This window comes from Ruegeria sp. AL7 (assembly GCF_056536105.1).
Genome location: NZ_JBQFJF010000001.1, coordinates 114,931 through 126,913, shown reverse-complemented (window position 1 = coordinate 126,913; position 11,983 = coordinate 114,931). Strand labels below are relative to the sequence as shown.

10 protein-coding genes, 1 tRNA gene, 1 pseudogene and 1 riboswitch are annotated in these 11,983 nt (G+C 57.7%); of the genes and pseudogenes, 8 read left to right on the top strand and 4 right to left on the bottom strand.

Features of this window, described 5'->3' with window-relative positions; translation table 11 throughout:
* Window positions 1–47 precede the first annotated feature (47 nt).
* The 3 genes from ggt to ACR3E2_RS00645 form a co-directional block, all read right to left on the bottom strand.
* Window positions 48–1,838, bottom strand: a complete 1,791-nt coding sequence (gene ggt / locus ACR3E2_RS00655; protein WP_480482075.1) for a gamma-glutamyltransferase — start codon at window positions 1,836–1,838, stop codon at window positions 48–50.
* A 111-nt stretch (window positions 1,839–1,949) separates the two neighbouring features.
* The gene (locus ACR3E2_RS00650) at window positions 1,950–2,339 is read right to left on the bottom strand and encodes a GFA family protein (RefSeq protein WP_480482077.1); all 390 of its coding nucleotides are present in this window, start codon (window positions 2,337–2,339) and stop codon (window positions 1,950–1,952) included.
* A gap of 20 nt (window positions 2,340–2,359) precedes the next feature.
* The gene (locus ACR3E2_RS00645; protein ID WP_480482079.1) at window positions 2,360–3,346 is read right to left on the bottom strand and encodes a 2-hydroxyacid dehydrogenase; all 987 of its coding nucleotides are present in this window, start codon (window positions 3,344–3,346) and stop codon (window positions 2,360–2,362) included.
* 198 nt (window positions 3,347–3,544) lie between these two features.
* On the opposite strand from ACR3E2_RS00645, the gene ACR3E2_RS00640 reads away from it, so the two are divergent.
* The 6 genes and pseudogenes from ACR3E2_RS00640 to ACR3E2_RS00615 form a co-directional block, all read left to right on the top strand.
* Window positions 3,545–4,006 (top strand): SH3 domain-containing protein, encoded by a 462-nt coding sequence (locus ACR3E2_RS00640; RefSeq protein ID WP_480482350.1) that lies wholly within the window; start codon window positions 3,545–3,547, stop codon window positions 4,004–4,006.
* Between the two features lie 111 nt (window positions 4,007–4,117).
* Window positions 4,118–5,107 carry an NADPH:quinone reductase gene (locus ACR3E2_RS00635; protein ID WP_480482081.1) on the top strand — a complete coding sequence of 330 codons (990 nt, stop codon included), beginning with the start codon at window positions 4,118–4,120 and terminating at the stop codon, window positions 5,105–5,107.
* A gap of 90 nt (window positions 5,108–5,197) precedes the next feature.
* Window positions 5,198–5,272, top strand: a tRNA-Gln gene (locus ACR3E2_RS00630).
* Window positions 5,273–5,433: 161 nt separating this feature from the next.
* Window positions 5,434–5,626: riboswitch (cobalamin riboswitch) on the top strand.
* Window positions 5,627–5,779: 153 nt separating this feature from the next.
* Entirely contained in the window at window positions 5,780–6,784 is a 1,005-nt protein-coding gene (locus ACR3E2_RS00625) for an ABC transporter substrate-binding protein (protein ID WP_480482083.1), read from the top strand.
* Between the two features lie 50 nt (window positions 6,785–6,834).
* Window positions 6,835–7,830: a FecCD family ABC transporter permease gene (locus ACR3E2_RS00620; protein ID WP_480492625.1), complete on the top strand. Its 996-nt coding sequence runs from the start codon at window positions 6,835–6,837 to the stop codon at window positions 7,828–7,830.
* Window positions 7,827–8,336: pseudogene (locus ACR3E2_RS00615) on the top strand (ABC transporter ATP-binding protein); the annotation flags it as partial. The gene ACR3E2_RS00620 and the pseudogene ACR3E2_RS00615, both read left to right, overlap by 4 nt.
* Window positions 8,337–9,226: 890 nt before the next feature.
* Here ACR3E2_RS00615 and ACR3E2_RS00610 read toward each other — a convergent pair.
* Entirely contained in the window at window positions 9,227–10,177 is a 951-nt protein-coding gene (locus ACR3E2_RS00610; RefSeq protein ID WP_480482085.1) for a GlxA family transcriptional regulator, read from the bottom strand.
* Between the two features lie 166 nt (window positions 10,178–10,343).
* On the opposite strand from ACR3E2_RS00610, the gene ACR3E2_RS00605 reads away from it, so the two are divergent.
* Together ACR3E2_RS00605 and ACR3E2_RS00600 are read left to right on the top strand one after the other, a co-directional pair.
* A complete protein-coding gene (locus ACR3E2_RS00605) occupies window positions 10,344–11,054 on the top strand; it encodes a GntR family transcriptional regulator (RefSeq protein ID WP_480482087.1) in 711 nt (236 codons plus the stop codon).
* 7 nt (window positions 11,055–11,061) lie between these two features.
* Window positions 11,062–11,979, top strand: a complete 918-nt coding sequence (locus ACR3E2_RS00600; RefSeq protein ID WP_480482089.1) for a dihydrodipicolinate synthase family protein — start codon at window positions 11,062–11,064, stop codon at window positions 11,977–11,979.
* Window positions 11,980–11,983 lie beyond the last annotated feature (4 nt).

Sequence of the window (11,983 nt, the reverse complement as noted above, 5' to 3'; positions counted from 1 at the left end):
ACTAAAAGGCCCGTTGAAAGCAGGCAATCCCCACTAATACCGAGGGTCTATTCGCCCAGCGCAATCCCTTCGCGGCGCGGGTCGGCACCACCGCTCAGCCCGTCACCGATTTCGATGGCGTGCAGCCCCGAAGTCAGGTCGCGTGCGTTGACTTCAAAACCCAACTGAGCAAGCGCGTCTGTAAATCCTTCCGCAGAAGTCGCCGCCTCAACATCATATGTTCCGAACCGGTTGACCAGATGAGGCAGGGAAACCGCCTGCTGCACGTCCATTCCCCAATCGGCCCAGGCGATGATGGACTTGGCGACATAGCCGATAATCCGGCTGCCGCCCGGAGACCCGATAGCCAGAACCGGCTCGCCATCCTGCAACACGATAGTCGGGCTCATGGATGAGCGCGGACGCTTGCCAGGCTCCAGCCGGTTGGCAATCGGCACACCGTCGCTGTGTGTCTTGAACGAGAAATCAGTAAGCTCGTTGTTCAGCAGGAACCCGTTTGTCATCAGGCGCGACCCAAAACCATTCTCGATCGTCGTCGTCATCGACAGCACATTGCCATAGCTGTCCACGATCGAGATATGCGAGGTTGACGGCAGCTCCAGCGACACGTCGTCTGCCCAAATCAAAGCATGGTCAAATTCCGGTTGGCCCGGTGCGACCTCGGACAAGGCCATTTCGCCTTCCAGCAATGCCGCCCGCTGGGTCAAATAACCCGGATCAACCAGCCCCTTGGTGGGCATGGGTATGAAATCGCTATCGGCCATGTACCGCCCACGATCCGCAAAGGCGAGGCGCGAAGCATCGCCGATCAGACGCCATGCCTCGGCGCTCTCAGCGCCCATTGCTGCAAGATCATAGCTGTTCAACATCCCCAGAATCTGCCCGACGGTCAGCGCACCCGACGACGGCGGGCCCATGCCGCAAACCTCGTAGGCGCGGTATTCGGCACAGACCGGTTCACGTTCGATCACCTGGTAGAGCGCCAAATCCACCCCTGCAAGAACGCCGGGATTTCCTGGGGCATTGCGAACAGTTCGCACGATATCCGCAGCGATCTCACCTCCGTAAAAACCGGCAGCGCCATCGCTGGCCAGCACGCGCAATGTTTCGGCATAATCCGGGTTCATCAACCGCTGCCCCTGCTGCAACGGCTGACCGTCAGGCAGGAAATATGCGGCTGTTTCGGGAAAGCGCGACAGGCGGTCAGCATCGTTTTCTACAAGGCTGGCCAGACGCGGGGAAACCAGAAACCCTTCATCCGCCAATCGGATTCCGTCGGCAAACAGTCCGGGCCAAGACGCGCGCCCCCATCTTCGATGCGCCTCTTCCAGCAGTGCAGGCGTACCCGGTGTACCCACCGACAATCCGCCCACCACCGCATCGAAGAATTTCAGCGGCTCGCCGTTTTCATCCTGAAACAGCGTCGGGGTAGCGGCAAGGGGTGCCGTTTCGCGCCCGTCCAGTGTTGTCATCTGCCCGCTGGCCGCGTCGTACCAAACCAGAAACGCTCCCCCGCCCAGACCAGAAGATTGCGGCTCGACCAGCCCCAGCACGACCTGCACAGCAACCATCGCATCCGCGGCAGACCCGCCCGCGCGCAGCACTTTGGCCCCGGCCTCGACCGCCAGCGGATTGGCCGCAGCTATCATCCAGTTTTCGGATGTGACCGGGACTCCCTCAAGCTTGGCTTCGAGGGCCGCAATAACCTCGTCGGTCATCGCCTGAACCTGCCCTTCTGTCGCGGCTTCGGGTGCAACGGCATCGGCTGTTTCCTGCGCGAACCCCGGTGTCGAAATAGCAAGTGCGGTAGTAAGCAGCAGTGCTGAAACATGTCTCATCTGTTCTAACCCTCCAATACAATCTTTATTTTCAATCCTGTAAGGATTTTGCCCCCTCTGCAACGATCAGGCATGGCAGCGTGTTATCACAGCGAAGTTTCGCCATTTCCCCTACGGTTCGGTTTCTTCGGCGCGACGATCCTGATCATAGCGGGTTGTCTCGGCAAATTCGGGTAGCCACGCCTCGCGTCGTTTGGTCCAGCATTCATATGTCGGTATGAATTGGTCAGGCGCGTCAAGACAGCCCAGATGCACTTCGACTTCGGCACCGCTTCGGGCAAATACCGGAGATCCGCAATCAGGGCAAAAGTACCGGTCGGAATAACCTTTCACATTTCCGGTGATCTTAACCGCATCCGCCGGAAAAATAGCCGCCGCATAAAACAACGCGCCGTGGTGTTTGCGGCAGTCCAGACAATGGCAAATCCCGACGCGAAGAGGACAACCCGAAGCCGTGACGCGCAGTTTTCCACAACGGCATCCCCCTTCAAACACGTCCATCCATGATCCTTTCCGACGCGTCAGAGCATCGCAGGCACAACCTGATCCGGTGGGCGGTGGCCATCTTCGAAGGTTTTGATGTTGATGATGACTTTTTCACCCATCTCAACCCGGCCCTCCAGCGTGGCCGACCCCATATGCGGCAGTAGAACCACGTTCGGCAACTGCCGCAAGCGCGGGTTCACACCGGTTCCCTGTTCGTAGACATCCAGCCCCGCGCCCGCAATTTCCCCCGCACGGATCATCCGGGTCAAAGCGTTCTCGTCAATAACCTCACCCCGCGAAGTATTCACGATCACTGCCGAGGGTTTCATCAGCTTTAGGCGGCGCGCGTTCATCAGGTGGAAGGTAGACGGTGTCGATGGGCAGTTGATAGATATCACATCCATACGCGCCACCATCTGATCCAGGCTTTCCCAATAGGTCGCCTCTAGTTCTTGCTCAATCTCTGGGCGCAATCTGCGGCGGTTGTGATAATGGATCTGCATACCAAACGCCTTGGCGCGGCGGGCCACAGCCTGTCCGATCCGGCCCATGCCCAGAATACCCAAACGCCGCCCGCCAATGCGACCACCCAGAAACGCGGTGGGGGCCCACCCGGTCCAGTCGCCTTGCTGCATGACGCTCAACCCTTCGGGAATGCGCCGTGTGACAGCGAGAATCAGGGCCATGGTCATATCTGCCGTGTCGTCGGTCAGCACACCGGGCGTGTTGGACACCAATATGCCGCGCTGCCGCGCCGTCGCCACATCGATATTATCGACACCGGCCCCGTAATTGGCGATCAGCCGCAGCTTTTCACCTGCCTGACCCAATAGCCCGCCATCAATGGTATCGGTCACCGTAGGCACCAGCACATCGGCATCCTGCACCGCTGCTACTAATTCTTCACGCGTCATTGGGGTGTCGTCGTCGCGCAGGCGCACGTCAAACAATTCGCTTAACCGGGTTTCTACTGCCTCAGGCAACCGTCGCGTAACGACAACACTTAAACGTTCTCTTGGCACCTCGGCTCTCCCACTGCTTTGCAAACGGACGCGCGCCATGGCATCGTGGCGCAGGATAAGGCGGGGCACAAGAACCCCAATGGCATTGAGTCGACCTTTTTTCAAAACCGGATCAACAGGCATAAGAGCGGGCAGTCAGTGAGTGGTATTCGACCGGTAAAACGCCGATTTCTGGCGGTAGTTTCCGCATTTCTGGTCATGTTCGGTGCCTGCGCCGCACATGCCGAAGTCAAACGCGGATCGGTCACCAACCTGCCCCTGCCCCGATATGTGTCGATGAAGGCAGCCGAAGGGAACGTGCGGCGCGGACCATCCCTAACCCACCGAATCGATTGGGTATTCAAAAGGCGTGGCATGCCGCTGCAGGTCACTGCCGAATACGGCAACTGGCGCAAGGTCCAAGACCGCGACGGCGCGGGTGGCTGGGTTCACTATGCCTTGTTGTCTGGCGTCCGAACGGTGCTGATCGAATCCGAGATGCTGCCTGTTTATGCCCGCCCCGACCCGACCTCGCCCGTGAATGCCCATTTCGAGACCGGAGTGGTGGCGCGCCTTGGAGCCTGTTCGCTGGACTGGTGCAGGATCACCGCCGGCGGATACCGTGGCTGGACACTGAAATCGAACCTTTGGGGCGTCGATTCTTCCGAAATTCGGGAATAGGCGAAAGACAATTTCCGGTATCCGCGGTTGCGCATCGCCCCGAAAAAGCGCGACAAGCTGTTTGAGTTACCGGCCCAATCGCCGCTTAACTCGACCTAAACGGAGGACCCTATGCGCGCAGTCACCTATTCAGCCTTCGGAGACGCTGTCGATGTCTTGCGTATACAGAATATTTCCCCGAGTTCGCCTGGACCGGGTGAAGTCACGGTCGAGCTGTCCTTTTCCGGCGTAAACCCCTCGGACATCAAGGCCCGCGCGGGGGCCCGACCGGGTGTCACAGAACCTCCGTTTCCGCTGATCGTTCCGCACAGCGACGGGGCTGGAGTCATCACAGCGGTTGGCGATGGCGTACCCGCGACGCGGATTGGTCAGCGCGTGTGGATTTGGAACGGGCAATGGCAACGCGCGTTCGGTACAGCTGCCAGCCACATCACCCTGCCTGAATCTCAGGCTGTAGAACTGCCCGAGACGGTGTCACTTGAAACCGGGGCAATTCTTGGAATTCCGGGCCTAACCGCATGCCATGCGGTGTTTTCGGGCGGCACGCCGCGCGGGCAAACCATTTTGATCCATGGTGGGGCGGGTACTGTCGGGTATCTGGCTGTCCAGCTTGCCAAATGGGCCGGAGCCAATGTGATCGCAACGGCCAGCACCCGCAGCTTTGACCGGGTCAAGGCAGCCGGTGCAGATGTCGTTCTCGACTACTCCGGTGAACACCTTTCGGATCAGATCCTCGACGCAAATGATGGACGTACAATTGGTCGAATCGTCGATGTCGAATTTGGACAGAACCTTGACACCAACATTGCCGTCATCGCCGAGAACGGCCGTATCAACGCATATGGATCTGCCCGGAATATGACACCTGTCTTTCCCTTTGGGCCCATGATGTTCAAGGCCGTGACACTCGAGGCAGTCCTGATCTACCTGCTGCCCGCAGATTTGCGCGCCGCCGCAATAGAGACTCTACACAAGGCACTGGCTGATGGCGCATTGATCTGCCCCGTACATAAGGTCTTTACACTGGAAGAATGCGCTGCCGCCCATGCGATGGTACAGGAAGGCAACCGTACCGGAGCGGTGTTGATCGACACCAAATGAGGGGCCTTCAAAAAAATTTTACGGCGCTCGCTTTTTTTGCAAAACGCTCTTGAACCCTGCCATCAACAATCGTAGATAGCCGCTCACCGTTGGGGTGTAGCCAAGTGGTAAGGCAGCGGTTTTTGGTACCGTGTATCGTAGGTTCGAATCCTACCACCCCAGCCATGATTTTCCCTAATATCACACACTATGAATCTGGGTCCGGATTTTGGCGCGTTCTCAGCGGCTTTTCTGATATCAGCGCCATGTTGAGACGCGCAGGTGCATGCTCTTGCGAGAAAATAGGAAAGACCCCGGAGTTTTTTCTTGCCGCAGGGTAAGTGTTAAGGTACCCGCGTTTTACCGGTCCCGATGTGGCTAAGAGGGAATCCGAGGTGCCTTTTGGTGCCAACCGGAACTGCCCCCGCAACTGTAGGCGGCGAGCGCTGTCCATTTCCGTCACTGGGCCATTTTGGTCTGGGAAGACAGGACAGACAAAGACCCGTCAGTCAGGAGACCTGCCGGTATGAAACCGAAACACGCCGGGCGGGGTTGTCCGGGGAGGTTGCCGAAGAAACGCGCCGGGCGGTCTATTTTCTACCCTGCGCTCACGGCAGGCAGTAAAGCGCCTGTTGCTTCGGTAAATGCCCATTCACCCGTTCTCTGGTCATTGACACATGGAGATCGATTGTCATGTTTCTACGCACTGGCCTGTTTGGCCTTTCCTTGCTGGCTACCAGCGCTGCCGCCGAAGGAAACTTTCCCCTTTCTATCGAAAACTGCGGTCACTCGGTCACGTTTGACGCGCCAGTGACGTCGTCAGTCACGGTCGGCCAGGCCGCGACCGAGGTGCTTTATGCGCTGGGTCTGGGCGAGCAGGTTCTTGGAACTTCGGTCTGGTTCAACGAGGTGCTGCCTGAATATGCCGAGGTGAATGCCAAGGTAGAGCGTCTGGCGGACAATGATCCCAGCTTTGAAAGCGTTGTTGCCAAGCGGCCGGGACTGGTCGCAGCGCAATATGAATGGCATGTCGGACCCGAGGGCATCGTCGCCACGCGTGAGCAATTTCACGAACTGGGCATTCCAACGTACGTAATGCCTGCAGATTGCATCGGCAAAGACAATACGGTCGGCGGCGATGGCACCCGCCTGCAAGCGTTCTCGACCGATACGCTGTATCAGGGTATCGAAGAACTGGCGGCAGCCTTTGATGTATCCGAACGCGGCACGGACCTGGTTGCCGAGTACAAGGCCCGCGAAGCCGCAGCCGTCGCCAAGGCGCAAACCGTGAAGCTGGACGATGTGTCAGCCGTATTCTGGTTTTCCTCTCCCGAAATGGAAAGCGACCCGTTTGTGGCCGGACAGAAAGGCGCACCGGGATACATGATGAGTAAATTGGGTATCCGCAACGTCGTCGAGACGGATGAAGAATGGCCAACAGTGGGCTGGGAAACCATTGCCAAAGCCAATCCGACGGTGATTGTTATCGCCAAGATGGACCGCCGTCGCTTTGCTGCGGACGACTACCTGAAAAAGCTGGAGTTCCTGCGCACTGATCCGGTGACCAGCCAGATGGATGCGGTCAAAAATGACCGGATCGTCATTATGGATGCGCAGGCCATGGACGCCACCATCCGCGCAATCCCGGCGCTGGAGGATCTGGCCGAGAAGCTGGATACCATCGGAAACAACCTGTGAACGAGGTCGCCGCAATTTTACGGCAGGGTTTCAAGGCTGCGTGCCTTACCGTGCCATTGTTGACTGCGGCGGTTCTTGCGGGCGCGATGATCGGGGAAACCTCTCTGTCGCCCGATTTGGTTCTCTCCGTTCTGGCCAACAAGCTGGCCGGAGCGGACTTTCCTGTAGACCCAATTGATCAGGGTATTATCTGGAGCTACCGGATTCCTCGCGCTCTGGTCGCTGCGTCCTGCGGTGCCGGTCTGGCTGTCGCAGGGGTCGTGTTGCAGGCTTTGCTGCGCAACCCGTTGGCCGACCCTTACATTTTGGGCATTTCTGCCGGGGCCTCGACGGGTGCCGTGGCTGTAACCATCGCTGGTTTGGGTGGGGGGGCCTTGTCGCTGTCTTTTGGCGCGTTCAATGGCGCGCTTTTGGCTTTTGGTTTTGTCGCGTTGCTGGCCCGAGCCGCTGGCGCAGGGGGCGGACGGGCTGCGACGGCACAGATCGTCCTGGCGGGAATTGCCGGGTCTCAGTTGTTCAATGCGCTGACGGCCTTCATCATCGCCAAATCCGCCAATGCCGATCAGGCGCGCGGGATCATGTTCTGGCTGATGGGAAACCTCAGCGGCGTGCGCTGGCCGGATGTGTATCTGGCCATTCCGGTGGCCCTTGTCGGTTGGCTCATTTGCCGCTTTCACGCCAGAGCACTGGACGCCTTTATTTTCGGCTCTGATTCAGCGGCCTCGCTGGGCATATCGGTACGTCGGGTGCAGGCAACCCTGATCTTTGCGACCGCACTTACAACAGCTGTCATGGTTTCTATCGTCGGATCCATTGGCTTTGTCGGGCTGGTCATCCCTCATGCTGCCCGGTTCCTTGTGGGACCGGGGCATCGCAGGCTTATCCCAACCGCCGCCTTGATCGGAGCGGTCTTCCTGATCGGCGCAGATATCGTGTCGCGCATCATCATCCCGGGTCAGGTTCTGCCGATTGGGGTGGTCACCGCCCTGATCGGTGCGCCTGCCTTTGCCGTAATTCTGGTGCGCGGCCAGAGGAGCGCCCGATGAAGATCGAGGCGAAAAACCTGACATATTCCGTTCGCGGCAAGACTTTGCTGTCAGACGTATCCTTTGTCGTGGAGCCCGGCGAAACACTTGCTTTGGTCGGACCTAACGGTTCAGGGAAATCAACGCTGATGCGCCTGCTGGCGGGGTTGGTACGTCCGGTTTCAGGAAAAGTCGTCATAGCGGGTCATCCCGTTTCGCATTTGTCGCGCAGACAAATTGCCCAACGGATTGCCATCGTTGAACAACAGGCTGATACGGCCGAACGCGTGACTGCACGATCCGTGGTCGAACTGGGCCGCACGCCCTGGCTGTCGGCCTTACGGCCGTGGCGCGCCGAGGACACCTGGCAAGTCGACAAAGCCCTGCAAACCGTGGAAATGGCCGATATGGCACACAGAGAATGGGCGACATTGTCGGGAGGAGAGCGCCAGCGACTGCACATCGCACGCGCTTTGGCTCAGCAACCGGGACTCTTGCTTTTGGACGAACCGACCAACCATCTGGACATTCATCACCAACTGTCGATCCTGAACTGTGTTCGAATTCTAAAAGTGACGACAGTGATGGCGCTGCACGATCTGAATCAGGCGATGGCCTGTGACCGGGTGGCTGTTTTGTCAAAAGGGCGGCTGGTCTCTCTTGGCCCGCCCGAACATGCCCTGTCTTTGGAAACCGTTTCAGAAGTTTTCGGTGTCAAAGCACAGTGGGGGTATAGTACCGGCGGGACAGAACGGTTTCTGTCCTATCATCTGGACTGACGGCTTCCGATCGCTTCTGGTCGTACTGGATATCAGTGTCGTCAGCGCAGCATGCCAGATACGTACAATCTACGGCCTCAAAGCCATATTCCAACGGCGCGCAATCTTGACCTGGGTTTCCTCACAACCCGTCAAGTTGCCCGTCGAATGCTGTCTTGATTCTGACCTGGATTGGATTCGTTCGTTTTTTGCCTTCAAAGATGATCGGCAGGCGCGTTGTCCGAGCGTGGGTCGACCAAACCTCAGTGATATGTTCACTACTTGTTTTGAACCGTGAAACAGATTCCTTTTAGAAACCTCTGAGGCCTGACACAAATCACGACACGCCATCAGGTTGAACAGATTGCGGCGACCGCATGTCGATATTGCAGATTACCCACAATCAAAGCCTCAATCTGAGCCTTAAATTAACGGTAGATTAACGAAACAGGGCACAACAAACCTGTCGATGACAAGTTCTTGATATACTTATGCCAATATCGAGATTTATTGGTGGGTAATCCTGCCGGTCTGTTGACTAGTCCAGTTTTTAACGAGGGGGTATCCCGGCAGGATCAGGGGGTGCCAGGTCAGGCCAGTTCGAGGCCAACAGATCGCGGCACCCCCGCCGGTAAGCGCGAACCAGCAACCCATCTTTTTCAGTTGATCTTGTTGCGTTGCGCGTGCGGCGTGATGCCGAAACTGGATCTGTACACCCTAGAGAAATGACCCGGATTTTCGAAGCCGCAGGCCACGGCGACTTCGGTAACCGACGCCTCGGTTTGCAATAGCAGTTTCCGGGCCCGTTCCAGCCGCATCTCCATAAAGTATCTTTTGGGGGAAGTATTAAGGTATTTGCCGAACAACCGTTCCAGTTGACGGGTGGAAATACCCAAAACACCGGCAATGAAGGATGGTGAGACAGGAGTTTCGAGACTGTCCTGCATAATATCTATCGCTTTTGCCAGATGGGCATTGCGCATTCCATTGCGCGATTGCAGCGAGACGCGCTGCTTGGCGGTCGCATTACGCACAGTGTTATAGACCATCTGATCCGCAACATCAGTGGCCAGTTCTTCGCCATGGTCGCGTTCGATCAGATGCAGCATCAGGTCTGCAGTCGCGGTTCCACCTGATGCGGTAATGTGTTTTTCGTCGGCGACAAAGACGCTGCGCACCAGATTGACATCCGGAAACGCCTCCATGAATGCGTCGTGGTACTCCCAATGGATCGCCGCCTGCATACCATTGAGGAACCCGGCCTCGGCCAGCAACCACGCCCCGGAACACAATGCCCCGATCCGCGTTCCGCGCGCGCGTTCGCGCCGCAGTGCAGCCAGAAGGGAACGAGTCACGTGGTCACGCATGTGAATGCCCGACAAAACAAAGAGTTGATCGCACTTGGGTAGTTCCTCAAGTCCGGAATGCACAAGAGTGACGGATCCATTGGAAGACACGGCCTGCTCGCCCTGTTCGGATACAAAAGACCAGCGATACAGCTCATCGCCACTCACTAGGTTGGCGATCCTCAGCGGTTCGACCGCACAGGAAAAGGCGAGGTGCGAAAACTCCTCGACAAGGATGAAGGCGAAGTGCTGCGTCTGAAGCATGAGCAGGACCATTTCCAAACTGGGCCGACGCCCAAGCGTGAGTCTATTTTGCAGACACCCATGCTGCACGAGATTTTTTTGTATACAAGTTGTATTTTTTAGAAATACAAAAATACGACCACCGCGATTCGGACACGGCAGCCAGAGGACATAGTGAGGCCAAAGGATGAAAGACGAAGCCAAGTCGCGCAAAAATGCGCTCAGAGAACACCTGAAGATGTCCATCCTGACGCTGCACCTTCGTCCAGGTGACGATCTGGATGAGGCGCATCTGTCCGATGAATTCGGCCTGTCGCGCACGCCTCTGCGCGAAGTGTTTCGTCAACTGGCTGGCGAAGGCTATCTGGATCTGCGAAAAAACCGCAGTGCCCGTGTTTCGGAAATGTCCTACACCACACTGCGCGATTTCTTCCTTGCCGCGCCGATGGTTTACGGGGCCATCCTGCGTCTGGCGGCAGTGAACGCGACTAACGCGCAAATCGAAGAACTGAAAGCGGCTCAGCAAGCATTCAAAGCTGCCCTTCGTTCTGTGTCGGCGGAAGATCGCGCACTTGCCAACAACCGTTTTCATGACGTGACCGGAGAGATGTCCGGCAATGTCTACCTGCTGCCGTCATTCAACCGGCTGCTGATCGATCATGCACGGATTGGCATGACATTCTACCGGCCACAGACAGTTGAAATGTCCGAAAACCTGTCGCTGGCCAGCCAACAGCATGACGCGATCATCGCAGCCATCGAGGCACGCGATGAAGCCGCGGCGGCGAAACTGGCCGAGGATCACTGGAACCTGTCCCGGGATCAGATCGGGATGTTCGTGATGCCTGACGCGCTGGATGTGCCGATGGGTATCCCACCATTTTCGAAACCCGCATGAGGACGGAATGAACCCGATTTTCAAGTTTGAAGGGATATATACCCCTGTGGTCACCCCCTATCACGACGATGGCAGCGTGAACTGGGACGCCCTGTCCGACGTGATCGAATACCTGATCGAAAATAGTGTGCACGGCCTGATTTCCGGCGGATCCACAGGTGAGAATTATGCCCAGACCGTGCCGGAGCGGCTGGAACTGGCCAAATTCACGCATCAGCGCCTGAAAGGGCGGTTGCCCTTGGTGGTTGGCACGGGCGCGATGCTGACTTCGGACTCAATTGCGTTGGCCGCGGGCGCGCGCGACATCGGCGCGGACGCCATCCTGTTGGCAAGCCCGCCCTATTCGGTACCGACGGATCGCGAAAACGCGCTGAACGCGCTGGCCATCGACAAGGCCGCCGACCTGCCGGTGATGCTGTACAACTATCCGCACCGTACCGGCACAATGATGGGGGAAGAGTTCCTTGACCGCGTGGGTCGCAGCCGAAATTTCTGCGGCATTAAGGAAAGCTCGGGCGATATCAACCGGGTGCATCTGTTGGCGCGGGATTATCCGCATATCCAGCTGGGCTGTGGCATGGACGACCAGGCACTGGAGTTTTTCGCCTGGGGCGCACCATTCTGGGTCTGCGGCGGTTCGAACTTCCTGCCAGCAGAACATGTGGCATTGTATCAGGCCTGCGTGATCGAAGGCAACTTTGCCAAAGGGCGCCGGATCATGTCTGCGATGATGCCACTGATGCGGGTGCTGGAACAGGGTGGCAAGTTCATCCAGACCATCAAGCATGGCGTCACCATGAACGGTATCGACGCGGGTATCATGCGGCCTCCACTGAAGGGCCTGAACAAAGATGACAAGCGCGCGCTGGAGCAGGTTACGCGCGTGCTGACGAAGACAATCGCTGACATCGTGGCTGAGGGGTGACAAA